The organism is Peribacillus deserti, from assembly GCF_002863585.1.
Taxonomy (GTDB): Bacteria; Bacillota; Bacilli; order Bacillales; family DSM-1321; genus Paraperibacillus; species Paraperibacillus deserti_A.
The window spans coordinates 50,078-73,500 of record NZ_PGUY01000050.1 but is presented as its reverse complement, the minus strand read 5'-3'; the positions used below and the strand labels follow the sequence as shown (position 1 = coordinate 73,500).

At 39.8% G+C, this 23,423-nt stretch carries 26 protein-coding genes; 17 read left to right on the top strand and 9 right to left on the bottom strand.

The window, feature by feature from the left end; genetic code table 11:
- The first annotated feature begins 240 nt into the window (after window positions 1–240).
- A complete protein-coding gene (locus CUU66_RS16330) occupies window positions 241–960 on the top strand; it encodes a YebC/PmpR family DNA-binding transcriptional regulator (protein ID WP_101644071.1) in 720 nt (239 codons plus the stop codon).
- Between the two features lie 313 nt (window positions 961–1,273).
- The gene (locus CUU66_RS24330) at window positions 1,274–1,411 is read left to right on the top strand and encodes a hypothetical protein (protein ID WP_180955324.1); all 138 of its coding nucleotides are present in this window, start codon (window positions 1,274–1,276) and stop codon (window positions 1,409–1,411) included.
- Between the two features lie 54 nt (window positions 1,412–1,465).
- On the opposite strand, the gene CUU66_RS24960 is transcribed toward CUU66_RS24330, so the two are convergent.
- From CUU66_RS24960 to CUU66_RS24950, 3 genes are all read right to left on the bottom strand, one after another.
- The gene (locus tag CUU66_RS24960) at window positions 1,466–2,053 is read right to left on the bottom strand and encodes a hypothetical protein (protein ID WP_257968027.1); all 588 of its coding nucleotides are present in this window, start codon (window positions 2,051–2,053) and stop codon (window positions 1,466–1,468) included.
- 29 nt (window positions 2,054–2,082) lie between these two features.
- Window positions 2,083–2,826, bottom strand: coding sequence for an immune inhibitor A domain-containing protein (locus CUU66_RS25460; RefSeq protein ID WP_374703007.1), 744 nt, complete (start codon window positions 2,824–2,826; stop codon window positions 2,083–2,085).
- A 305-nt stretch (window positions 2,827–3,131) separates the two neighbouring features.
- Window positions 3,132–3,290, bottom strand: coding sequence for a hypothetical protein (locus tag CUU66_RS24950; protein WP_257968026.1), 159 nt, complete (start codon window positions 3,288–3,290; stop codon window positions 3,132–3,134).
- Between the two features lie 317 nt (window positions 3,291–3,607).
- On the opposite strand from CUU66_RS24950, the gene CUU66_RS24325 reads away from it, so the two are divergent.
- From CUU66_RS24325 to CUU66_RS16315, 3 genes are all read left to right on the top strand, one after another.
- Window positions 3,608–3,760: a hypothetical protein gene (locus CUU66_RS24325; RefSeq protein WP_180955323.1), complete on the top strand. Its 153-nt coding sequence runs from the start codon at window positions 3,608–3,610 to the stop codon at window positions 3,758–3,760.
- 373 nt (window positions 3,761–4,133) lie between these two features.
- Window positions 4,134–4,451, top strand: coding sequence for a hypothetical protein (locus CUU66_RS16320; RefSeq protein WP_101644069.1), 318 nt, complete (start codon window positions 4,134–4,136; stop codon window positions 4,449–4,451).
- Between the two features lie 65 nt (window positions 4,452–4,516).
- On the top strand, window positions 4,517–4,984 hold the full coding sequence (locus CUU66_RS16315) for a spore coat protein (RefSeq protein WP_101644067.1): 468 nt from the start codon (window positions 4,517–4,519) through the stop codon (window positions 4,982–4,984).
- Between the two features lie 345 nt (window positions 4,985–5,329).
- Here CUU66_RS16315 and CUU66_RS24320 read toward each other — a convergent pair whose 3' ends face one another.
- Window positions 5,330–5,503: a hypothetical protein gene (locus tag CUU66_RS24320; RefSeq protein WP_180955322.1), complete on the bottom strand. Its 174-nt coding sequence runs from the start codon at window positions 5,501–5,503 to the stop codon at window positions 5,330–5,332.
- Window positions 5,504–5,656: 153 nt separating this feature from the next.
- Here CUU66_RS24320 and CUU66_RS16310 point away from each other — a divergent pair, with 153 nt between their 5' ends.
- The 5 genes from CUU66_RS16310 to CUU66_RS16285 all read left to right on the top strand — a co-directional run bounded on the left by CUU66_RS16310 (window position 5,657) and on the right by CUU66_RS16285 (window position 11,833).
- Window positions 5,657–6,598 carry an SDR family oxidoreductase gene (locus CUU66_RS16310; protein WP_101644065.1) on the top strand — a complete coding sequence of 314 codons (942 nt, stop codon included), beginning with the start codon at window positions 5,657–5,659 and terminating at the stop codon, window positions 6,596–6,598.
- A gap of 423 nt (window positions 6,599–7,021) precedes the next feature.
- Window positions 7,022–8,269 (top strand): aminopeptidase P family protein, encoded by a 1,248-nt coding sequence (locus tag CUU66_RS16305; RefSeq protein ID WP_101644063.1) that lies wholly within the window; start codon window positions 7,022–7,024, stop codon window positions 8,267–8,269.
- A 630-nt stretch (window positions 8,270–8,899) separates the two neighbouring features.
- The gene (locus CUU66_RS16295; RefSeq protein WP_101644059.1) at window positions 8,900–9,739 is read left to right on the top strand and encodes a nucleotidyltransferase domain-containing protein; all 840 of its coding nucleotides are present in this window, start codon (window positions 8,900–8,902) and stop codon (window positions 9,737–9,739) included.
- A gap of 156 nt (window positions 9,740–9,895) precedes the next feature.
- On the top strand, window positions 9,896–10,747 hold the full coding sequence (locus CUU66_RS16290) for an STAS domain-containing protein (RefSeq protein WP_101644056.1): 852 nt from the start codon (window positions 9,896–9,898) through the stop codon (window positions 10,745–10,747).
- A 681-nt stretch (window positions 10,748–11,428) separates the two neighbouring features.
- Window positions 11,429–11,833 (top strand): VOC family protein, encoded by a 405-nt coding sequence (locus tag CUU66_RS16285; protein ID WP_101644074.1) that lies wholly within the window; start codon window positions 11,429–11,431, stop codon window positions 11,831–11,833.
- Between the two features lie 462 nt (window positions 11,834–12,295).
- Here CUU66_RS16285 and CUU66_RS24315 read toward each other — a convergent pair whose 3' ends face one another.
- Complete coding sequence (locus CUU66_RS24315; RefSeq protein ID WP_180955321.1) at window positions 12,296–12,460, bottom strand: hypothetical protein; 165 nt, start codon at window positions 12,458–12,460, stop codon at window positions 12,296–12,298.
- 186 nt (window positions 12,461–12,646) lie between these two features.
- On the opposite strand from CUU66_RS24315, the gene CUU66_RS16280 reads away from it, so the two are divergent.
- Window positions 12,647–13,264 (top strand): hypothetical protein, encoded by a 618-nt coding sequence (locus tag CUU66_RS16280; RefSeq protein ID WP_142383738.1) that lies wholly within the window; start codon window positions 12,647–12,649, stop codon window positions 13,262–13,264.
- On the opposite strand, the gene CUU66_RS16275 is transcribed toward CUU66_RS16280, so the two are convergent.
- A complete protein-coding gene (locus CUU66_RS16275; protein WP_101644052.1) occupies window positions 13,243–13,539 on the bottom strand; it encodes a hypothetical protein in 297 nt (98 codons plus the stop codon). The two genes, CUU66_RS16280 and CUU66_RS16275, sit on opposite strands and share 22 nt — an antisense overlap.
- A 150-nt stretch (window positions 13,540–13,689) precedes the next feature.
- Here CUU66_RS16275 and CUU66_RS16270 point away from each other — a divergent pair, with 150 nt between their 5' ends.
- Window positions 13,690–14,703: a S66 family peptidase gene (locus CUU66_RS16270; protein ID WP_101644050.1), complete on the top strand. Its 1,014-nt coding sequence runs from the start codon at window positions 13,690–13,692 to the stop codon at window positions 14,701–14,703.
- A 143-nt stretch (window positions 14,704–14,846) separates the two neighbouring features.
- The gene (locus CUU66_RS16265; RefSeq protein ID WP_101644048.1) at window positions 14,847–15,347 is read left to right on the top strand and encodes a CBO0543 family protein; all 501 of its coding nucleotides are present in this window, start codon (window positions 14,847–14,849) and stop codon (window positions 15,345–15,347) included.
- Between the two features lie 683 nt (window positions 15,348–16,030).
- Here the strand turns inward: CUU66_RS16265 and CUU66_RS16260 are convergent.
- Entirely contained in the window at window positions 16,031–16,477 is a 447-nt protein-coding gene (locus tag CUU66_RS16260; RefSeq protein WP_101644046.1) for a DUF4385 domain-containing protein, read from the bottom strand.
- A gap of 481 nt (window positions 16,478–16,958) precedes the next feature.
- Between CUU66_RS16260 and CUU66_RS16255 the strand changes: the two genes are divergently transcribed.
- On the top strand, window positions 16,959–18,311 hold the full coding sequence (locus tag CUU66_RS16255; RefSeq protein WP_101644044.1) for an amino acid permease: 1,353 nt from the start codon (window positions 16,959–16,961) through the stop codon (window positions 18,309–18,311).
- A gap of 752 nt (window positions 18,312–19,063) precedes the next feature.
- Window positions 19,064–19,201 (top strand): DUF3934 family protein, encoded by a 138-nt coding sequence (locus CUU66_RS16250; RefSeq protein ID WP_101644042.1) that lies wholly within the window; start codon window positions 19,064–19,066, stop codon window positions 19,199–19,201.
- Here the strand turns inward: CUU66_RS16250 and CUU66_RS24310 are convergent.
- Window positions 19,198–19,362 (bottom strand): hypothetical protein, encoded by a 165-nt coding sequence (locus CUU66_RS24310; RefSeq protein WP_180955319.1) that lies wholly within the window; start codon window positions 19,360–19,362, stop codon window positions 19,198–19,200. The genes CUU66_RS16250 and CUU66_RS24310 overlap by 4 nt on opposite strands.
- A 109-nt stretch (window positions 19,363–19,471) precedes the next feature.
- Between CUU66_RS24310 and CUU66_RS16245 the strand changes: the two genes are divergently transcribed.
- The gene (locus tag CUU66_RS16245) at window positions 19,472–19,834 is read left to right on the top strand and encodes a group I truncated hemoglobin (protein WP_101644039.1); all 363 of its coding nucleotides are present in this window, start codon (window positions 19,472–19,474) and stop codon (window positions 19,832–19,834) included.
- A 529-nt stretch (window positions 19,835–20,363) separates the two neighbouring features.
- Here CUU66_RS16245 and CUU66_RS16240 read toward each other — a convergent pair.
- On the bottom strand, window positions 20,364–20,735 hold the full coding sequence (locus CUU66_RS16240; RefSeq protein ID WP_101644037.1) for a cyclic-phosphate processing receiver domain-containing protein: 372 nt from the start codon (window positions 20,733–20,735) through the stop codon (window positions 20,364–20,366).
- Window positions 20,736–21,378: 643 nt separating this feature from the next.
- Here CUU66_RS16240 and CUU66_RS16235 point away from each other — a divergent pair.
- Entirely contained in the window at window positions 21,379–23,004 is a 1,626-nt protein-coding gene (locus tag CUU66_RS16235; protein WP_101644036.1) for a M4 family metallopeptidase, read from the top strand.
- Window positions 23,005–23,423: the final 419 nt, after the last annotated feature.

Below are 23,423 nucleotides of genomic sequence, written 5' to 3'. Positions count from 1 at the left end.
CCCGCGGAAAGCGAGCATCCTGTAGTGGAAATCAACCCTTGTTCAATAACAACAAAGTTTGCGAAAACAGCCTTTAAAAAAAGCGAAAAAAGGTTTTGTCATTAAACATCTCTCTATAGTTATTAAACTTTCACCTGAAGCCCAAATTACGGTATAATGGTATTTGTGAATGGATGTTACCTCGTTTAATAGGGAATCCATAATAAATTAAAGTACCAAAGTTGAAAGAGAGTGTTCATTATGGGCCGCAAATGGAACAATATTAAAGAGAAGAAAGCATCAAAGGATGCAAACACAAGCAGAATATATGCCAAATTTGGCCGTGAGATTTATGTGGCTGCTAAGCAGGGTGAACCAAATCCTGAATCAAATCAGGCACTGAGAGTAGTACTGGAACGTGCTAAAACATACAGCGTGCCAAAGACGATCATTGACCGGGCTATCGAAAAAGCAAAGGGCGGATCTGAAGAAACATTTGATGAACTTCGTTATGAAGGTTTTGGTCCGAATGGATCCATGATCATCGTAGATGCACTGACAAATAATGTAAATCGTACAGCTTCAGATGTTCGTGCTGCCTTCGGGAAAAATGGCGGAAATATGGGTGTCAGCGGATCTGTAGCTTATATGTTTGATGCAACTGCTGTCATCGGTGTTGAAGGTAAAACAGCTGATGAAGTGCTTGAGCTATTGATGGAAGCGGATGTCGACGTGCGTGACATTTTGGATGAAGAAGATGGAGTCATCGTCTATTCAGAACCAGATCAGTTCCATGCTGTTCAGGAAGTTTTCAAAAATTCCGGAGTCACTGACTTTACTGTTGCTGAACTAACAATGCTTGCCCAGAACGATCTGACTCTTCCTGAAGATGCACAGGCTCAATTTGAAAAATTGATTGATGCATTAGAAGACTTAGAAGATGTCCAGCAAGTGTACCATAATGTAGAATTAGGGGAATAGTATAATCATGGCAGACCGTACCCGGTCTGTTTTTTTTTGTCATTCTATGAAGCTTTGCAGAAAGGCTTAACGACCTAGATGCAATCCGAAGGCAAAAGAAATCCTTGGAACGGAAGTTACGCTTAAGGCTGCTGCGAAATGGAATTAAAAAGTGCAATGCTTAGAATACATGATTGCCTGGAGTTAAGCCATTTATACAAAATACTCCATTGACATAGCTTCCATAAAAAAGGGAGTTCCTTTTTAAAATGCAGACAACGTCTCTTTAATATTTCCTTCCTAAAGGTACAAAATAAAACAGGAGGTGAAAAGAATGAAAACAAAGGATAACTTCCCAGAAGGTGCTAAGGTTACGAAGGATAATCAGGTTTTTGTAGCAGAGAAGAATGGCGGGAATGACGAAAGATCCAATGAACGCGGTGCGGCGAGAATCCGCCGTCAGGGACAATAAATTGAAAAAAACCCCGAACCTGAGACTAATTGTCCAAGGTTCGGGGTCGCTGTTTTATTTTGTAGATTCATTAAAGTTGTAGTAGAATTTTGCGGTAATGGAACCGTCTTTGTTTTCCTTAATGTTTGTTACATGGATGCCTGAGTCTGCTGGAGTAGAGCTGTAGCCCTTCCAGAAATAGTAGGAGCCAGTATGGACATTACCGGAAACAGGCGTTAATGCGGAGCCTGTTTTAAAGAAATCACCATCGTTACCGCGGTTTTGGTTTTTCTCAAGCTCATATAATCCATCTTTCTGAAGTACGGATAAACCGTAGTGAGTAACTACTTCTCCGTTGCTTGCAGTCTCGGACTGGTTATACTGGTACCGCTTGTTCATCCAGTTTTCAACGTTGTTAGGACGGAAGCCGGCAGTTTGATACAGGTTCAGAACGTTTTCATCTACATGCCATGCCAATAATCCTTTAGAGCCTGCCCCTTGGTTGGATAATCCTTTGTTAAAGCCGTCCTGCTGCACATTTTCAAATAGAAAGTATTCCATACCATTTGATCCCGGTACTGCCATTTTTACAATGCCGTTCTTATCGGGAGCTTTGTGGATTGCAGGCAGTGTGATCGTCTGCACGCCATCCTCAGGCTTCACTTCTTTAGGTAGCCCAGCCTAAGAAGATTTTAATCAAAATGTGTTGGTGAGTTGCCGGAATAGGCGTTTGCATCCGGGGAGCTCATCCAAGAACCACCGGCCATCATAGAATAGTTTCCAACGCCTTCAGAAGTGTATACCGTATCATAGAAATCAGGAAGACCTAATGCATGGCCGAACTCATGGGCATAAACACCGGTCTGAGCTGGATATGGGCCAGTTTTTGCAGCCTCTTTATAAGTATTTGTTGCAGCATCAAAGCCGGCAACATTTCCGCCGATAGCTGGCTGGTTGTTGTAGTTATTAACCAATACGCCGTCATATGTCATGTCTTCAGCCACTGTTTTGTCGATCCAAGCCGATTGAGACATGCCAGCATAAACGTCTGCCGGTTTACCTGTTTCATAATATTTACCATAGTAAAGGGCGCTTAGCAGGCTCCATTTATGAGACCAGAATTGACCAGGATCCCGGCTCCATTCAGCCCCTGTTCCTTCCTGGATAACGAAGATATTGGGAACTTCGCCATTTTCAGCGTACTGGGAAAAATCAACTTGTTCATCGGCTGCTTTTAATAAGTCACGGACGAATTCTCCAGTGTGTGCATCTCCATTTACGTTTCCATTCACGTATTTACCGTTTTCAGCGTATTTGCCCTCCTGATCAAGATAGTACGAGGCTCCTTTTGGAAGCTCCACCCAGGCAAAATCAGTATTTTCTTTACGGACCAGATTTGTTTTGCCATAGCTTGATTCTTTGTAAGCATTTTGCATTGTCCGGTTTGTAGGAGCTTCTTCGCCATTAAATTTCGCATACTGCTTGAAGTAATCTAATTCATACGGATTATATTCGGTTCCGAAAATTAAGTCTTCAAAATATGGGCCGGTACTTGTCCTTTTAAGTCGCCGACAGGCTCATCGCCATCTTTAAATTTCGCCAGGAGCACCAAAACTGGTATATCACCTGTAGCAGGTTTGTTCGTTACATGATTGCCGCCAGCCTGCTGAAACTTCGTTCCCTGTGCGGCGATTTTCTCAGCTGGATCAGCCTTGGAAAGATCAATGCCAAGTTTCTTAGCCTACTCGGCTAACTCAGGTGCCACTCCGACGTGGTGAGCCAATTCGAGGTCATAATTCCTCTTTACCGGCAGTGTTTTTTCTGCAGATTGCAGACCCGGCAGGACTAGAGATCCTGCTAATGCTAGTGATAGAGCAGAAGTAGATAGAACCTTTAACAAAATGTAGCCCCCCTTAAGTTGTAATATGAATAAATATATCAGAATACTCTATCAATTTTTACAGGCCTTAGGCACTAAAAGTATAAGATTTTTTAGGTAAGTCTGAAAACAATTTAAACCCCTTCTAACCATCACATATTAAATCCGTCCGGGTTATCTATTTTTTTAAAAAGTATTGTGAATCCCTTTACATGCAATTTTAGTTCAGAAGACCGAGGAATGACGAACTACGCCATAATTCATTTTTTGTTCACATAAAAACAGCATATTTTCCTAATCCTATATGTTGAATCAATATGAAATAGGAGGAAGGAAATATGGCACAGCGAAATAAAGGCAGGATGCAAAATTCTGAATCCGTACAGCGACAATTGAATGAGCTCGAAAATAAGAATAACGCTTCCAAAAATAAAAAAGGCAGCACAAATGAAATCCAGCCCATTTCAAATGAGGACGGACTCACCCAATAGCCGCTGCTCCCAATACCCGGGTGCCCAGCAGACAGCAGGATGAATCCTGTATGAAAAATAATGATATAGAATGAAAATGAAAAGCATTTTTAGCGGTTCTTTATCCAAGGAATCGCTTTTTTGCTTTTTTGTAAAAGAACGGGTGTTAGACTTCTAGCCGTATATGCAGGATTAATGTAATGAAAAAGCTTGCTTATCAAGGATATTAGCTGACTGACTGAGTCTCAAGCACGCTGGTTTCTGCACGACTATATAGAGATCCCTTATCTTCAAAACTTTAGGCTATAGATTCATAAAATTACACGTTTGCCTTAACACAACAATTAGCCTGTATACATAAGGTAATAGGGAATAAACAAAGGAGGGGTATAAAATGTCGAAGAAAAAGTCTAAACATGAAAACACTACCGCCCAGTTAATGGGGCTGCTTGTGTCCAACACCTTAAATAAGCATGGCATCGATACAAAGGCTATGAATCTTTCAGATAAGGAAAAACACGAATTAAGAAAAACGGTCAAAAAACTCAAAAAACAAGCTGATCATTTTCTAAAAAACTTACACAAGAATGTTACTGATGCAGAAACGAGTGTAGTTAGTACGAACTCAACTCCGGAAAAATCCACCACTAAGGCGGAAAACATCACCGAGAATGACCTGAGTTCGTTAAAAGTATTCGATAAGAATAAATAGGAAGAGTGTCCGTACTCTTCCTACCTATTAAATACTATCCTAATTTGGATACAGGAGGAAAAAAAATGAACCAAGAATATTATAGGTCAGCAGGAAATGATGTATGTAACGATAGATGGTCTGCTCTTGATCCTACCAGTAATCACCCAATGTGCCATGAGGAAACTGTAGAGCAAGAGGCCGTTCAGACTAAAAAAGAATTCCAGCTATCTGAAGAACTAATCTTCATCAAAGATTCTTGTGATATCTCAGTAACTACTATTGACACTAAAGCTGCAATTTCTCTTCAGGCAGCACTTCAGGCAGCAATCGTAGTACTCATCAACATTTCAATTGCTGATGCTGGCAGAGCAGAGAGAGTTGCTCAAGAGCTTCTTCAATCTTCACAGGTTAAACAAATTACCCGCCAAAAAACGATCATTGAAAACTCTAGAAACATTACAGTAGAAACGCTGGATACTCAAGTGGCTGTAAACATCCAGATCCTTGTTCAGCTTCTAGTTGCACTATTAGTCAGACTTGACATCCTGTAATTGCCTGAGTAAAAGCATAAGCACCTTCAATCTTCACTAACTGATGACGAAGTAATATATATGCACCTTCGACCAAACCTTAAACCTCCCGACCCCTTCTAGAGAAAACCCCTCTCAAAGGGGTTTTTCTATTTTCTTACTAATTTTAATGAAGGGGACTGTGGATCTGATAGAACCTAAAGCCAATAAAAGGTTTTCCTCCATTTTAAAAAAGCAGTAATTACTTAAGCCAGCGCAAATCTCCTGCAGCAATGGGAACAACCTGGGCTTACTGATGCGTGTTTTTATTCGGTTCATTTTTCAACTGCCAATATTATAATAAAACGCTGAAAAGTTTCCTGCACACTAAATAATTGGATAATACAGTACATACCTGGGTTTACGGTAATAAGGCGGTCTGGGACCGATTTTCGGGATTTGGTACGGATATGGATTGGAATTATATAAAAGATTAGATTTCTCCGATGATTGTTTAATCAGTAAGTTTTTAATTTCTGGATCCATCTCGAAGTAATTCATATGGAAACCTCCCCTCAGTGCATATAGTATGCAGCATAGGCTTGAATGGAGGTCGTCCCCTTTTCTTAATCAAATTATTAGATTTCCGATGCACGGAATGAGCCCGCCTGACATAAGGTAACGGAGACTATTTATCTCAGGAGGTGGGACCTCATGACGCAGCACGATGACCCAAATAAGGAGAGCCAGCCGCAGCATCAGGATTATCCGATGTACCCGAATTATGGGAAGATTACAGAGTACCGAGACGTGCCGGTCACCGTTCCAGAACAGCGCCAGATCCGGCAGCCTGGAGTGGAGAAAATGATGATGCCGGTGCCGATCGTTGAAAATCCGAATTATCAAGGCAGCGGGAAATTAAAGGGAAAGACTGCACTCATTACAGGAGGGGACAGTGGAATCGGGGCAGCTGCAGCTATCGCCTTCGCAAAGGAAGGATCAGATGTTGCGATCGCTTACTTAGATGAACACGAAGACGCTGAACGGACAAAAAACAGAATTGAAGAATTAGGCCAGCGGTGTTTATTATTGCCGGGGGACTTAAGAAATAAGCAGCAGTGCGTGGAAATCGTTCAACAAACCGTAGGAAGATTGGGACAGCTTAACATTCTCTGCAATCATGTTGGTATTCAGTTTCAGCAATTAAGTCTGCTGGATATTACAGATGAACAGTTCGATGATACATTCAAAGTGAATATATATTCTCATTTTTACACTACCCGGGCCGCACTGCCATACTTAAAAGCGGGAAGTTCTATTATTAACACTACATCTGTCGTGACATTTGCAGGTAATAAGCAATTGATCGATTATACAGCAACAAAAGGTGCTAACGTAGGATTTACCCGTGCACTTGCAAACAATCTTGCTGATAAGGGCATCCGTGTGAATGCTATTGCTCCGGGAAGGGTATGGACACCGCTGATTCCATCCAGTTTCTCTGCTGACCAGGTACCTCTGGTGGATAACCTTCTGCAGCGGCAGGCTCAGCCTTTCGAATTGGCCCCTGCCTTTGTCTTTCTCGCCTCTGATGATTCTCGTTATGTGACGGGACAGACGATCCATGTAAATGGAGGAGAATGGACTTCATCCTGATCAAATAGCTGCCAGGCGGCGGCTTTTTCTTTTATATCTATCAAGTAGGTGGTATGTAGTTGGGCTATAAAACCCGGAAAACTTTTTGAACAAGATTTGACAAAGTGTTAACCTCGGGAAGTACCAAGTGAATCTCCAGCCATCTTTTACAAATACCATTTATCTAAAAACTAAGAAATTTCTTTATTTGAGAGTCTATAAATACTAAAATAAAAGTATTCCCCTGAATATTGGCCGCAGAACAGCTGATGAGGAAGTCAATTAAAGCCTTAAAGGGAGTGCTTCAAGTCTACTTCTTTCCTTATTCAGTATGGGAATCTACATAATAGGGTAGGGTCGAATCACAGGTGAAAATAGAAATGCGGCCCTGACTCTGCAGCTATTTATATTGCTATTTTAAGAGATTAGAAAGAAGGTAACGTCATGCAAAAGGATTTTTATGTACATAATCGAAGAGATTTATATGAAAAGATGGAGGAGGAGTCACTTGTTGTTTTATTTGCCGGCAAAGCTCCGCAAAAGTCGGCAGATGAGGCATACAAGTTTGTTCCGAACCGCAATTTTTATTATTTAACAGGTATTGACGAACCGAATATTATATTTTTAGCTCATAAAACAAGTAACAAAACAGAAGAGTTTCTGTTCATAGAAAAGTCAGATCCTATCATGGAAAAGTGGGTAGGAAAGACGGTTTCAAAGGATGAAGCAGCTGAGATATCCGGTATAAAAACCATTCAGTACATCGACCAATTCGAGACGTTGTTTACTAGAATACTTTTTGCCAACCCGGATACCAGTCTTTATTTAGACCTTGAACGCCGGGAACTGGATACTGTTACAACGAAAGCGCAGCAATTTGCTTCAAAAGTGCAGGCTAATTATCCATATCTTGCTATAAAAAATGTATACCCAGATATCTGCCAGCTGCGAGTTTATAAGAAGCCCGGGGAAATCGAAAAAATTAAGCGCGCTATTGAAATTACACAAAAAGGCATCTTAAATGTCATGAGCCATGCAAGAGAGGTTCAAAAAGAATATCAGCTAGAAGCTCATTTTGACTTTGTCCTAAAGTCTGAAGGAGTTAAACACCATGCGTTTAATACCATCGCAGCCAGCGGGAAAAATGGGACTGTCCTTCACTACGAAGACAATGACGCTGATATTGAAGAAGGCAGCCTCGTGCTTCTGGATCTAGGCGCTCAATTTGAATATTATAATGCCGATATCAGTTATACATTCCCGGCCAAAGGCATTTTTTCAGAAAAGCAAAAAACGTACTACAACATTGTGCTGCGGGCATTAAGAGAAACCACTGAACTGATTAAACCGGGAGTTGCTTTTGCAAACCTGAATGAACATACGAAAAAAGTTCTGGCCGAGGAGTGCCTGAAAACAGGTTTAATACAAGAAGAAAGCGAAATCACTAAGTATTACTATCATGGAGTCAGTCATTTTCTTGGTTTGGATACACATGATGTCGGTAAATACAGGGATCTAGTGTTAGAACCTGGAATGGTGATAACGGTGGAGCCTGGCTTGTATATTGAAGAAGAAGGAATCGGCATCCGGATTGAAGATGACGTGCTGGTAACTAAAGAAGGCCATGAAAATTTATCTGCTGACATCATCAGGTCAGTAGAAGACATTGAAGCTTATATGAATACAAAATAAATTCATGTCCCCTCCTAAGATTTTTAGGAGGGTTTCTTATTGCTGGAATTAATTAAGAAATTACATGTAATATTTGGTTTATTTCAGGGCAAGCCGTTAGCAGCCATTGAATTTTTTTATTTTAATTGGAAAATGATTATCAATATCTGTTACCATGAATCTAGCCAATAAAATTATGAATAAAGGTACTACATACATATGAAAACAATAAAAATGTCTGCTGCGATCATGATGACTACCACTTTATTATTTGGTAAATCTGGTTTTTTTGCAAGAAGAGCCCGAAATTGGCAGGAGCGATACCAAAAGTACAGAGAGCGGATTCCGGCTGGGCAAAATGGGTTCATACGCAAAAAAATATTGGTTTTCCGATAAAAAATGGACCATTTCTCCGCTATGCTGTAGTAGGTCGGTATCTTACGTTCACCAAGAGCAGTGGGAAACATGGGGAACATAAACAACAATTATACTAAGATGTTACAGCAAAGGAACTGAGCAGCTTGATGAAATCAGCCGGGCTGCAAATTTTTATAAATAAATGAGGTCAAATAAAAGGATTAATACGTCAGCAAAGCGAATGTAATAAAACCAGGCTTGAAATATTTATACTAAGGAGATGTTTTTGTATGTGTGGGATTCGTTTCTAGGCATAGTCAACGTGATGCAGGGCTTCCTCTGCATCGAAGTAAACTGCTCGCAGCTGCGCTTGAGGATTTCAGCGGGGATCCAGCGGTTTTAGCTATATACCAGAGTGGTTCGTTGGCAAAGGGAAATTTTGATTCTTATTCAGATATTGATCTTCATATTATCGTACGGCCTGATGCGAGGGCAGAATTTATTGAAAACAAACGCCGTCGTTCAGCAGGATGGGGCAAGGTTCTTTTTTATGAAGAGAACTCTCCATCCGCTCCGGTTATCGTGACCCATTATGAGTGTTTTGTAAAAGTTGATACCTGGTACAAAACCTTGAACGAAGTTACTCCGTCTCTCTGGTTAAAAGGGATTGAAGCCCTGTATGATCCAGAGGGAATTGTTACGAAAATCATTGAGGATTCTGAGAATCTGATTTATAAGCCTTCCCACGGGGATGTAGAATTCTGGCGGGGAAAGGCACTTGCTTATATTCACGAAACGTATCGCTCTGTAATGAGGGAAGAAATCTATTACGCTTTATCCAATTTGGATAAATTAAGGTGGCTTATCGCCTCAGGATGGTATATGGAAAAGGAAATCTTCTTAGACTGCTCATATGGAGTCTGGTCTAAAATGGAAGGTTACAGGAGCCGTTTAGAAGAGTGGCAGTTATCCTTATTGGACAGCTGGGCTTGTGGAAGGAATCCTAAAGAAATTATGAAAACAATGGCCAGTATGTACCCCGAATTTTTCAAATTGAATAGAAGCTTATCCAGCAAAACGGGAATTGAAACGAAGGAAGAGTATTACCAAAGGATTATAGAATTGGCATTATAAAATAGAAAACAGGAGCAGAATCTGCCGCTTCTGTTTTTTTATGTTAACTGATAAAATCTACGCTCTTCATGGATATCGACATCAAATTACAAGTGCGATACAATGGAATAGGCTTACATATAAAATACTAATTCGACTGGGGTTAGGAGAGTAATTATGCATAAAAATAATGAGTTATATCAATTTTTGATAGATAAATCATGGCAGCTAACAGAAAATTGGTATGAAAACCTGGATAAGCGAGATCCCTCAGGTGTATATGCTTCTAATGATCCTGAGGTTATACATACAGTAAAACACCAAAATAATGAATTTCATGTGAGGTTCTTTAAGGTTTTTGAACAGGATGAGGCAGAATTTTTCAAGGGATTGGAAGAGTGGATTGTCAAAACCGCACAAGATGAAGAACATTCAGGTACACCTCTTCAATATATCCACCGGGAATTCTTCAGGACACAGGATCAATATATTGAATTAATCAATGAATTTGCTGCACTTCATAAAAATGAGTTTTCTGATAGAGAAGTAGCCTCCTGGTATCAAATCGTGATGAAAACCTTTGGAAAGATCATCGTATGGTTTACGGAAGAACATACGACATATTCACGAAAGAAACTTCAGGCACAGCAGGAATTAATCATGGAATTAAGTTCTCCAGTCATCGGCCTCAATGCCGATGTTGCGCTTCTTCCGCTTGTGGGCGATGTGGATACCTCACGTGCAAAATTCATGCTTGAGAATACCTTGGAACAATGTTCCAGATTAGGGGTTAAACATCTATTTTTAGATCTTTCAGGTGTCGTTATGATTGATACCATGGTTGCCCAACAGCTCTTCCAGCTGATTGAAGCATTAAGTTTAATCGGTGTGAAAACCACTCTCTCCGGATTGCGGCCTGAAATTGCCCAAACTGCAGTTCAGCTGGGACTTTCTTTCGACAATATTTCAATAAAATCTACTCTTTCTAAAGCAATAAGTTCAGCGAACATATTGGTGCAGAAGGCATAATCAATATTCCCTTTTTCACAGCCGCTTTTTAGCGGTTTTTCTTTTTATAAAAGGCTCTTTTCTAAAAGATTGGTGTTTTATAATAAGTTCTGTGAACCAACACTATTGTTAAACAAGTTGATTGGAACGTAAGGTGCGAGACTCCTGCGGGAGCAGCGGGTATTGTCCAGCTCCGGACTGACACTGCGGGTCTAGCCAATCGCCATTAAAAGGCAAAATCGGCCTTTCACTGCCGCTCGTCTTATGCCGGGCTAACGCACGAAGCACAGGATGTGCAAGCCAGGCGGGGCCACAGGACGTGGCCGTTCAAGCGTGGTAAGGGCGACTAAGCTTCTGTCTTCGCTGTCGCTTGCCAATCAGCAAGTCTTCTTTATCAGGTGTCTGCTTTTCTTTTAGTGTCTTGCCTCTACTTTAATAAAGATCATCATTCAGCTTTTGGATGGAACTTTTCTTGAAAAGCACCGTCCTCCGCTTTTCGATCAGGTGAGACCCCACAGGCGAAGCCGAGGAGGCTCAGGCGCCCGCCCCGCGGAAAGCGAGCATCCTGTAGTGAAAATCAACCCCCTGGTTCAATAACAACAAATTTACGAAAACAGCCTTATAAAAGACGGATATCAGAAAGGATTCATTGCGGAGTTTATAGAATTGATTAAGAAAGGAGCTAAAAAAGGAGGAGATATATTGATCTATGAGATGACGATCCAGGTTCGAGTGGCCGATTTTAACAGAGGATATAAATGGTATGAGACGTTGTTAAAAAGAAACGCTGATCTTATTCCTCATGAGGGTTTTGCTGAATGGGAGCTTGTGCCGGGCTGCTGGCTGCAGGTGGCTGGAGGGATTCCATCGGATGGGAGCGGACCAGTCCGACTAGGAGTGACTGATATTGAAAGTGAACGCAATAGAATTATGAGTGCGCTTGGTGTTTCATTCTTTGACATACATACAAGAGAAGAAGTGCCGGTAAAATGGGCCGGTTTTACAGACCCCTGGGGAAATAGACTTGGGTTTTTTGAATATAAAAACATTAATGATAAAGAGGTTCAGATTCAGAGAATGTTCGGGAGCCGGGATGCTCAGAAATGAGACAATATGTAATTGTGTGAGGAATAGAATTGATCTATGCGGCTTACGTGTTTTTATCGGGCTATTGAATCTGTTCGTTATTCTCTTGTCTTTTTTGATTCCTTATAAACAGTTCAATCCACCAGGTTAAGAAAAGATAGATTTACCCATTAAACGTCTAGTCGGCCTCTGGCTGCTTTTTTTATGTATCAACGCCACAAGCCTTTTCCTACATTCAGTTCATTAAAACAGGCACTAGCAAAGACTGGACTAAATAAAAAAGATTAATAAAAGGGCGGCAAAAGCATTGTATAAAGCAATGCTTTTTAATTTGCGGCGAGGGCTATAATCGAAGTGGTAAGCCTGGTTAAAAGAGGTCATTATAAGTGGAAAAACATGCTAAAATATGAATAGGAGTGTAGGAGACTGATGAAATGCGTAGACCAAACAGAAAGAGCCTATCCTCTTTCTGTTTGGGTCAAGTTACCTTTGGGTGTCCAGTTTTTCAGATATATTCCGAAGTATTTTATTTTTTTCTTCCTGCAGCCTTATCATCCTTACTAAAAACCAGATGATGAATATGACAGGTGCTATATAAAAGAGCAGCGTAAGAAATGGAAAAACAGCCAAAATTGCATCTCCGTTCACACATAAACCTCCCAGATTTTCCTATTATTATACCATGAAATGATATCTACTTAATAAAAAAAGTTGAGGACGCAGCTGCATTTTATCCCTGCTGTTAAGTGTTGATAGCCTGCAGCATGCCAACCCACATGTAAAACCCGTTTCTCTCAAGATATTTTTCAACTGCTGAATACTATCAAGCAGGGGGTGCTAATCAGAAAAACATATGTAATATTTCTTATGGTCAGTATGCTTGTGCTGATGATTCACACGCGGGCATATGCCTCTAAATGGATTCCCATGAGTCCACAGGAAGTTATCGAAGAATCTGTTCTTACAGTCATAGGGACCTATGACTTCTCATGTAAACCCAATACCAGTGAATTTGTTTTCGAGGGGTATCCATTCGAAGTAACGAAGGTTTTTAAGGGGGATTCTCCGGAAAGTACACTTGCGGCCATAGACATCCATAATACAGGAGGAGCAAAAGAATTCCAGGCTGAAGGCGGTAAATTCCTTCTATTTTTAGAAAGAAGAAAAGATGTAGATTTTCTGGTACCAATTAGAGGTCTAAACGGCATGATTCAGGTTGTAGATGAAAAAACAGAAGATGCATATGATGATATTTTTTTCGATAGTATACTAAAAGCTCCATTTAAGGAGCCTATTCCTGGAAGTGTAAAGAGTACCAGTCAGGATAACTCGATGTTGATTTTTTTAAGTACAAGTTTCATGGCGGATGTTTTTATATTCTTCCTTATCTATTGGGATTTAAGAAACCGGCCGGCTAAGGTCCGTTTGGCTCAAGCCTTTATTTTACTATAATGATCGCTAAACACTTTAAACAGTCGATCATCCCCGCCGCGATCTGGATGGAGGGCTTTCAGAAGCTTTTTAAATTCACGCTTTACTGTTTGATTGTCAGCTAATTGATCCAGCCCGACAATTGTATGATAGTTCATTGGTTTATCCGGAGACAATTCATATTCTGCTTTTAACATTTTCTTGAGAGAATGGACCTTTGTCTCAGCAATGTGAAGAGAAGTTCTCAGCAATTCGATTTCTTGCTTTAATGTTTCATTTTCACGTTGTAATCCCATACTTAAAAAATCTCCTTGAGGCATAAATTTCGGTAACATTTCACCTATATCATAACATGATAGTTTTCAATAAGAATAACAGTTGCCTAACATTTTGATTACAGAGCATAGGCATACTCACACAAATTGAATGGAATAGGATGGATTCGAATGATTACATATCCCCGTTTAAAAGAAGGATTGACCATCGGAGTGACAGCACCTTCATCGGGTGTTGAGGCCGAACTGCACGATTTGGTTAATCTTGCGGGCAGACGGCTAACTGCAAAAGGTTTCCATATCGTTATAGGAGAAACCGTATGGACTCAGGAAAAAGCTAAATCATCATCAGCAAAGAAACGGGCTGACGAGTTTACAAATATGATGGATAACGAGGAGATCGACATTCTTATTCCTCCCTGGGGCGGAGAGCTTTTAATAGAAATGCTTGAACATATTAATTTTCAACACCTCCAGGACAAGTGGGTACTGGGCTATTCAGACATAAGTGTCCTGCTATTGGCCATTACGTTAAAGACCGGCATGGCTACGGCCCATGGAACCAATCTTATAGACTTAAGAGGAGAGTCCTCCGATCCAGTCACTTCTATGTGGCAAACTGTATTATCCACTCCAAAAGGAGAAGCCGTTCTGCAGAAATCTTCGCTAAAGTATCAGAAGGAATGGCAGCATAATAATCCCTCACCATGTGTGTTTCACTTAACAGAAGATACACTATGGAAAACAAATGGTACCAGTCAGGTCAGAATGCAAGGGCGTTTGCTTGGCGGATGCATAGACGTAATCAGACATTTGGCGGGTACACCATATGGCGATATTTCTTCCTTTTATAATCAACATATTAAGGGAGAATCGATTATTTGGTATTTCGAAAATTGTGAATTGTCTACAACGGATCTTAGAAGATCTTTGGTGCAGCTGAAGTATGCCGGGTGGTTTGAACATTGTTCAGGGATCTTATTTGGCAGAAGCGCTGTGAACCATCCTGTCGATGGCTATACATTGGAAGATGTTTATGCAGAAATCGCTGAAGAACTGCAAATTCCTTTGATTTATGACATTGATTGCGGCCATGTTCCCCCACAGATAACCTTTATAAATGGGGCTTACGCTGTCATAGAAACCTCAGATGGAAAGGGGCAGGTTTTGCAGCAATTTATCTAGATCATGTATCTTTTCAGGACTGTCTGGTATGCAGTCTAGATTGTTTTTTATAGCCTTTATGATGAAATGTGTTAAATGAAGGGTGTTAGTTAATCGCCTAATGGACACACTACCTTAAAAAGGTCTTCGAGAGGGAATCGAACATGCATGTTGCTATCACAATATTTACTATTATCGCATCCTTAAGGTGGGCAGAATGGAAAAAATGGAGAGATTACCATGCCAGCATGCTCTTTATTTCGGCTGGCGGCCTGCTTTATGAGTATATCGTGAAAGATCATTCTCTCTGGAAATTTCACCCTGACCTGCTGTACGGTAAAGAGATGACCGTTATTGTATACGCGCTAATCACTATGCCAATCAGCATCTTATTATTTCTTTCCCATTTTCCAGAGAGATGGGCTGCCCGCGGTATGTACATATTGCTATGGTCAGGAATTTATATCAGTGTCGAATGGGTACTGCTTAAACTTGATAAGATTTCTTATGACTATGGCTGGACCCTTTGGTATTCCTTTTTGTTTGATATGGTCATGTTCCCTGTCATTGCACTTCATCATTTTCGTCCCTTACCTTCCTATATATTATCTTTATTAATTATCATTTTCTTGATTGTTTATTTTAAAATTCCCTTTAAATTTTAGCGTATTAAAAATCAAGAGAAAACCATTACATACATATATCAGCACTTTAGATCGTTAAAAGTTGTTTATCTTATTATATTCTGAGGGCAGTCGGTGCCGATTCTAAATGGAAGGAAATACCCGCTAAAGATGCTATAATCATTGGGTCAGAGTCGCCGTTTCAATTCTGTTTCTGAAATTCATTCATTTTTTTCTATGATGAATAATGTGAGCTTGGTGAATTTATCTTCTTTAAGTCAAAAGGTATATCTGATCCTCATTGAGATTGGAAATTTCCATTTCAGGAAAAATGTTTGAACAGAGGCTGGACGAGTTTTAAAGGTACAAAGGGAAGTTCTTCAGAGAATGAATCATCTATCTGCTGAACAGTTAATCGAGAATATACTTAACTCCTTTGTAAGCTTTGTTAGGGAAGGGGAGTTGTTGATGAGTGACTTAAATTTGTTATTTAGAAATAGAATTGGTCTCAGGATGGACGATCAGATAACGTTTGAGACATTAAAGTTATGTCCTTGAAAAAACTGCTTATGCCATTCCATTTGAGAATTTATGTGTTATAAATAGCGGATTCTTTGCCCTTAAGATATAGAAGAAGCTGCATATGCTCGGCACTTCCAGTATGTACGTGTTTTAAATGATTGATCTTTAGTAGGGAATGGGAGCCGTTTTTTATATGAACACTTTCATCTATATTTTCTTTGATGGGCTTTTTTCAAAGCAAGGTAGTCTTCATCCTCCCTTGCCAGCTTCCATTTTTCCATAAAAATTGCTGCTGACTCGGCCTTCACCGGGTCATTTTGGCGTTCGTTTATTTCTCCGTCACTATTATATTTTTTCCCGCCTCTATAATTGGTATAGCGGCGTGCCCTCGTATATCCCATCTGCAGGAATTTTCTGGCCATGTCCATCCCTACGAAATCCTCTTTGTCTTTATAATCGAGAAACAATTGAAAAATTTTACTTGATGATTCTGCCGCTAATTCCGGGGTCTTAAAACGCCAATATGGCAGAATTTCACTTTTATACGGCTCAACAAGCAGTACACCCTGCTCGCCCCGTCCGACGCGGTACAGTTCGGGCTGTTTGCGGAAATCAATTTCTTTAAAATTTAACGTATAATCAAACACCATTTTCACCACCTTTTTCATCTGTCATACACTGTGCAACAATTATTATTTTCTTGTGTGCATCTTGCTGCAATTAGCCATTAATTTGATTTATTAATCGTCTGCCCAGTCTTATATACCACTTCCTGTTACATGTAAATCAATCTGTTCAAAATTTTTAGTAGAGCAGGATGGATGAATACGACACACATAGGGGTTCATAAAAACCGGAAATCATACTCATACTTAGAACCACGCAGAAGATACTGATGATTTACATCTGAGAGTCATTGTTGATAGATTGGTTAAAAATAGTCTAGCTATTGCTGTACGACTATGCCTATTTACAGACTTCCCTTATACTTTACAAACCATATGCGAAGGTATTCTATCACTTTTACATGTAAATACTCCTCTATTACACGGAATGGATCCAAATTCATTAAATAAATCGAATAAAGAGGGGGAAGAAAACGAATCCTAAAGTATTAGAGGAGGGTAACCTATGACGTCAAATCAGTGCGCACAAAAAGATAAGTCGAATGAACAAGGCAGCTTAAAATGGTGGCAATTATCCTTAATAGGAGTGGGCTGTACGATTGGGACAGGATTCTTTCTCGGTTCTGCAATCGGAATCGAAACCACTGGTCCATCTATTGTGTTAGCATTTGTCCTTGCAGCTTTTGGTACGTATATCGTATATAATTTATTAGCTAAAATGACTGCCGAAGACCCCCAGGAAGGCTCTTTTTGTTACTATGCGGCAAAAGCCTTTGGCAAATGGGCAGGGTTTACTTGCGGGTGGAATTATTGGAGCTCAAACATTCTCATCATGGGCAGCCAGTTGACTGCTTTATCCATTCTTTCGAGATTCTGGTTCCCCCAAGTCCCGCTATGGGTGTTTGCAGCTGGATATGCCATTTTATCTATAATCGTTGTTTTAACAGGGAATAAGGGGTTTGACAAGGTAGAAGATATATTGGCTATCGTTAAAACAGCTGCGATAATCATGTTTATTATTCTGGCAGCAGTGGCTTTGTTTGGATTTTTTCATGGAAAAGTAAATCCGCCAGGAATCCCAAGCGGGGGGCATGAGCTTTTTCCTGAAGGCTTTAAAGGGTTTTGGTCTTCTTTTATTTATGCCTATTACGCATATGGAGGAATCGAAGTAATAGGTTTGATGGCTACCAGGCTAAAAAAGAAGGAAGAGGCTCCAAAGGCCGGGATCATCATGCTGATTCTGCTGGTTATCATGTATGTAATTTCTCTGGGACTTGCTGTAATGATGGCTGAACATGGTGCTTTTAATGAAAAGGAAAGTCCGTTTGTTACAGCCCTTGATCAATATCATTTAGATTTTTTTCCCCATGTTTTTAATGCTGCCATCATTGTTGCAGGATTTTCAACCATGACCGCAGCGTTATTCGGTGTCACAACGCTGCTAGTTACTCTTTCGAAAGATGGCGATGCACCAAAAATCTTTTCAAAGAAAATCAAAAAGTGGAAGAACACACCGCTTCCATCTTTAGGGCTGGCCACCGTCGGCTTAATTGCATCTATTATTACGGCATTGCTTCTGCCTGGCAAAATATATGAGTACATTACTACAGCTGCAGGGCTCCTCATCTTATTAAACTGGGCAACGATTATCATTTCTTCCTTAAAAGTACTGGAAATGAAGATGTGGGGTAAGATTCTTGCGTTTGCCGGCTTATTCTTGATAGCAGCGGCAATAAGCGGCACATTACTCGAAAAAAATATCCGTTATGGTTTTTTTGTGAGCTTGCTTTTAGTTGCGATTATTGGGATTGCAGCATTTATCATGCAAAAAAAGGTTTGGAAGCACACAGGTCATTAAGGAAGAGGAAAAAATCTCTGGAATTTTTTCCTCTCTTTTTATAAGGATTCTATTTATTTTTTTGTAAAAAGCTTTAATTTTTCTCCCGGCAATATTGGCAAACATAGAGTCTTTTTCGAAAGTATTGTGCATGGTACACCTTTTTACAGTGAAGGCATCTGATATAAGACTGTATTAAAGCATTTGGCAAAATCTTCACTCCCGAAAATCTTTTTTACCCATAATATTGGAGTGGCTTGGAAAATGTTCATCCTGCTTTCACCAATCTTAGAACTTAGGTCATTGGGACCATCAATAACCGTTTAGGATCGTGAATGATGTAACGGGTTCAAATACGTTTTGTTTCCCTTTTCTAAGCCTCTTTAGTATGTGATGAGACTGGACGCCGGTTGCTTCCTATTACCCTGATTGCTTACCAAGAGAGCCGAAGCCCCCAAAATCACTTCCTTCTACAAAAATCCCTTTTATATGAACCCCATCTTAATGAGTAAATACCACATCATCGTTTTCTGGAACTATTCCTGAAATCAATTTTCCTGTTCTTTAGGACAATAATTAAGTTTGTGATTCAATCATAAAATACACATGGAGTACTTAATCAGCAGGCAGATGAGATTAATGAATCGGATGTGAGGATCTCATGAATGAATATGCGAAGAGTGGAGCAGCAAAAAGGGCTGAAATTGAAGATATAATCTTTGATTTTAGGGGGTACAATAAAAAAAATCCGCATGTGTACTGGAGTGGTTATTTTGAGTAAAGGAAAGGCGAAAGGCGGTACGGGCAGAGGAACAGGGAAGAAGGGCTGGAACAGGTGGAAGGCAGGAGCAAATAAAGCAAAGAGTGCGAAGCCTTATAAAAGCAAAGGCAAAAAAATTGAAGAATCTTAAGGGAAGCCGCCTGGCGGTTTCTCCGGCTGTCTTGTCTTGTTAATCGAGCTGCATTGTTCTTCCATTTGAAGCGGTTCTTCAAACCAGCCATTTTGGATCATTATTTTCGCATCTTCATGAGCATAGGTGAAAACATCTATAGCGTTTAATGCGGATTTCATTGAGATATTACTTCTTTAACTTTTTAGGGGAGATTAGCGTTTTACAAGCATGAAAACCAGAAATGGAGGTATTATATTATTTGAATGAAAGAAAGAGGAGTGCGTAAACATGGAGCAGACATTGTACGAAAAAGTTGGAGGAGAAGAGGCCATTGCCAAAGTTGTAGACTATTTTTACAACAAATTAGTATTGAAAGACGATACGGTCAATACTTTCTTCTTAAATACAGATATAGAAAAGCAGCGCCGCCATCAGACAAAATTTATTAGTTTTGCTTTAGGCGGTCCTAAACAGTATTCAGGGAAGTCAATGGCTAAAGCCCACGAAGGAATGAATATTCAGCCTGCTCATTTTGATACCATCGCAACTCATCTTCACGATGCCCTCGCTCATTATGGAGTGGCTGAATCAGACATAGAGACTGCTTTAACAAAAGTGGCTTCACTCAGAGATGATATTCTGTATAAATAAAAAGGCTGTTTTCGCAAGCTTTGTTGTAATTGAACCAAGGGGTTGAATGGAACGTAAGGATCCTCACTTTCTCGAGAGGGCGGGCGCCTGAGCATACTCGGCTTCGCCTGTGCCTTCTCACCTGATCGCAACGCGGAGGAAGGTGCTTTTCAAGAAAAGATCCATCCAAAAGCTGAATGATGATCTTTTTTTAGTAGAGGCAAAACACTAAAAGAAAAGCAGACATCTGATAAAGTAGGCTTGCAGCTGGAACAAGGAGTCCCGCACCTTACGTTCTTATCATCCTGTTTAACAATAGGTTAATTCAGAAAACTTATTAAAAAACAACAATCTTTTAGAAGAGCCAAAAAAATTGCGGCAGCAGTTCTTTACCAGCTCCCGGTTGATTCTTTAACGGGAGCCGTTTTCTGTTTAGTAAAAATGAATGTACATTCAACAAATTTGTGAGAAACATCCCACTGCAAACTGGCAGCTTAATAGTTTTCTAAAATAAAAAGACCACTTATCGTGATCTGGAAGATTTGAATTATTATATTACCTCTAGATAATGCTTCATGACATTGGCAGGAAAAAAATGAAGCGGGAGCGGCCTGAGGGACACAATAGTAGAATCAGAAAGAATTAAATCGCGCTGTGCCTGCTTCAAAAGGTTATACATGGCTTTGCCACCAACTGAATTGGCAGAGTGAATCGTGATCCGTTTTGCAAATAGTTTTTCTTTAATCATCAATTGTACCAGCATAAAACCATTACGTGTTTTATGTAATAAGTCGTGATCTAGAGAAAGATGCTCAATATCAAAGCTGTAGAGAAGCGAGATACATTCATCCATCGTTTCTGCCAGTACGTAGCCATCGGGAGCCTTCCTATAATCATCTAAAAAAACGCTAATTTTCTCCATTTCTTAAACTCCTTCCCTTAGATGCGGGATGACTAAGAAAAGTCGAAAGTCCTTTAAATAAGTAAATTCTAATTAGATTATATCACAAATTATCGGAAAATTTAGTCATTCCTAAAAATAAAGTTTATTTTTAGGAAACATACTGCTTGTCGATATATGAGTAGATGTTATCATACCCATTCTAAAATAGATACAAGTGCAGCTTGCAGAGATTTTACGAATTCCTCCTTCAAGGTTACTGATTATTACTTTATAAAGAACTTGTTATTTGCAATCTAACTGGTTCTTTTTTAATGATTTTTTTTCGTTACTACGTTTAATTTTTCGTTATCCCGCACATTATTTCCCAATGGGGCGCTCCCTTATTTCCCAAGAACTGGCGAGCTGTTTCGACATTTTTCTTAGGAAAATCCACCTGCTTAATCCGCAGAAATCTTATGAGTTTTCTACAGTTTTTCCCAACTTTAGGAAGAAGGATAAATAAATGGAAACCCTGAATAATCTTCTTTAAGAAAATTAAAGGAGGACTATGTATAAGATAACGAACACATTTTTTGCTGCCAGTTTAGTAGGCTGGAAGGATCGAAGGTTTGAAGGACAAATGGATCAAAAAAAATGAAAAGTCGAGAAGGAGAGATCTATTTTGAAAAAAAGATTCTTAGCAGGTACTGTTTTGTCACTTGGTCTTATGGTTTCAGCATTTCCGCAAACAGGTGCTATGGCTGCAAAAAATGTGTTGAGTGTAGAAAAGTATAATCAAGAAAGAAATTCAGTAGAATTTGTCTCCGGTGATCTAACAAATGCTTCGAGCAGCTCTGCTGAAGAAATTATACTTAATTATTTCGATCAGAATAAGAAGTCCTACAAACTTGGTAAAAAGAATGCAAAGGACTCATTTATCATAGAGAAAAAGAGTATAGATGAACTGGGAAATACAGTGTTAAAACTGCAGCAGACTTTTTCGGGAGTACCTGTATTCGGCTCAACTCAGTCTGCTTTGATTAATGATAAAGGCGTGCTGAATGTAGTTTCTGGTACGGTCGTGGCTGATTTGGACAGTAAATTAGCTGGAAAAGAGAAAAAAGGAATTAAACCAAAAGAAGCGATCAACATTGCCGAAACTGATTTGGGCTTTTCTCCTTCATATGAGACAGATCCTAAGGCGGAATTAGTCGTATTTACAGATGAAAATACAGCCGATTATGCCTACAAAGTTAACTTAAACTTTTTGAGCCCTGAACCAGGCAACTATTTTTACTTTGTCTCGGTCAAGGATGGAAAAATCCTGAATAAATACAATACGATACATGAAGTTACCGGTACTAACGCTGTAGGATCGGGTACTGGAGTTACCAAGAATTCCGTATCCTTGAATACAACTTTATCAAGCGGCCGTTATTATCTTCAGGATAATACCAGAGGCAGTGGCATATTCACATATAATGCAAATAATCGCAGCACTTTGCCAGGAACACTTTGGTCCGACACAGACAATCTATTCAATGCAACCTATGATGCTCCTGCAGTAGACGCCCATTATTATGCAGGTAAAACATATGATTATTATAAGAACACATTTAATCGTAATTCCTATAATGGAAATGGTGCAGCGTTAAAATCGACTGTACACTATAGCAGCGGATATAATAACGCGTTCTGGAATGGTTCTCAAATGGTTTACGGAGACGGTGACGGCTCTACGTTCATTCCATTATCTGGAGGTCTTGACGTTGTCGCACATGAATTGACCCATGCGGTTACGTCGTCGGAGTCCAATTTAGTCTATCAGAATCAATCCGGGGCTCTTAATGAAGCCATTTCGGATGTATTCGGGACAATTGTAGAATTTAAATATCAAGCATCCAAAGCGGACTATAATATCGGGGAAGATATCTATACACCTTCTATCTCAGGCGATGCGCTCCGCTCCATGTCCAACCCGGCAGCATATGGAGATCCTGATCACTACTCCAAACGTTATACAGGTACAGCCGATAACGGCGGAGTACACACAAACAGCGGAATCATCAACAAGGCAGCATACTTGATAGCAGCAGGCGGCACTCATTATGGAGTGACTGTACAAGGAATCGGGGTAGATAAACTAGGAGCGATTTTCTATCGTGCGAACACGATTTATTTAACATCCTCCTCCACATTCTCCCAGGCAAAAGCAGCTCTGGTCCAGTCTGCTGCCGATCTATACGGGGCATCAAGTGCAGAAAAAACATCAGTTACCAATGCGTTTAACGCTGTGGGAGTAAACTAAAACTGAAAATAATAGAATAGAAGAAGCGTCCAGCGTAAATGCTGGGCGTTTTTTTACTGAACGGCCTTATATATATTAATAGGAAAGGAATGAATTTTAATATATGAATGATTTTTTGCATATATGCACGATTATGGGGATATATGGATGATTTTTGGCATTTATGCACGATTCTGGCAATATATGAATGAATTTTTACATATATGCACAATAATAGGATTGTTGAAAGATGTTCGTACTCAACTCAAATGACCTATGATAGACTTAGGTTGTAGTAATTTTCCAACTAAATTTAATGCGTTGTCTGTTAATTTGGTGGGATAGTTCCGATTTTACCAACTTCGGTCTGTATTCTTGCAAGAAACTCCATCCCTCACTGAAGCAGGTCCGATTACTATTGTAAAGGAAAGCAAAAAAGG

Coding starts and splice junctions, on each gene's coding strand:
- CUU66_RS16330 (WP_101644071.1), top strand. CDS start 241: ATGGGCCGCAAATGGAACAATATTAAAGAGAAGAAAGCATCAAAGGAT.
- CUU66_RS24330 (WP_180955324.1), top strand. CDS start 1,274: ATGAAAACAAAGGATAACTTCCCAGAAGGTGCTAAGGTTACGAAGGAT.
- CUU66_RS25460 (WP_374703007.1), bottom strand. CDS start 2,826: ATGCAAAATGCTTACAAAGAATCAAGCTATGGCAAAACAAATCTGGTC.
- CUU66_RS24325 (WP_180955323.1), top strand. CDS start 3,608: ATGGCACAGCGAAATAAAGGCAGGATGCAAAATTCTGAATCCGTACAG.
- CUU66_RS16320 (WP_101644069.1), top strand. CDS start 4,134: ATGTCGAAGAAAAAGTCTAAACATGAAAACACTACCGCCCAGTTAATG.
- CUU66_RS16315 (WP_101644067.1), top strand. CDS start 4,517: ATGAACCAAGAATATTATAGGTCAGCAGGAAATGATGTATGTAACGAT.
- CUU66_RS24320 (WP_180955322.1), bottom strand. CDS start 5,503: ATGAATTACTTCGAGATGGATCCAGAAATTAAAAACTTACTGATTAAA.
- CUU66_RS16310 (WP_101644065.1), top strand. CDS start 5,657: ATGACGCAGCACGATGACCCAAATAAGGAGAGCCAGCCGCAGCATCAG.
- CUU66_RS16305 (WP_101644063.1), top strand. CDS start 7,022: ATGCAAAAGGATTTTTATGTACATAATCGAAGAGATTTATATGAAAAG.
- CUU66_RS16290 (WP_101644056.1), top strand. CDS start 9,896: ATGCATAAAAATAATGAGTTATATCAATTTTTGATAGATAAATCATGG.
- CUU66_RS16275 (WP_101644052.1), bottom strand. CDS start 13,539: ATGGGATTACAACGTGAAAATGAAACATTAAAGCAAGAAATCGAATTG.
- CUU66_RS16270 (WP_101644050.1), top strand. CDS start 13,690: ATGATTACATATCCCCGTTTAAAAGAAGGATTGACCATCGGAGTGACA.
- CUU66_RS16265 (WP_101644048.1), top strand. CDS start 14,847: ATGCATGTTGCTATCACAATATTTACTATTATCGCATCCTTAAGGTGG.
- CUU66_RS16260 (WP_101644046.1), bottom strand. CDS start 16,477: ATGGTGTTTGATTATACGTTAAATTTTAAAGAAATTGATTTCCGCAAA.
- CUU66_RS16255 (WP_101644044.1), top strand. CDS start 16,959: ATGACGTCAAATCAGTGCGCACAAAAAGATAAGTCGAATGAACAAGGC.
- CUU66_RS24310 (WP_180955319.1), bottom strand. CDS start 19,362: ATGAAATCCGCATTAAACGCTATAGATGTTTTCACCTATGCTCATGAA.
- CUU66_RS16245 (WP_101644039.1), top strand. CDS start 19,472: ATGGAGCAGACATTGTACGAAAAAGTTGGAGGAGAAGAGGCCATTGCC.
- CUU66_RS16240 (WP_101644037.1), bottom strand. CDS start 20,735: ATGGAGAAAATTAGCGTTTTTTTAGATGATTATAGGAAGGCTCCCGAT.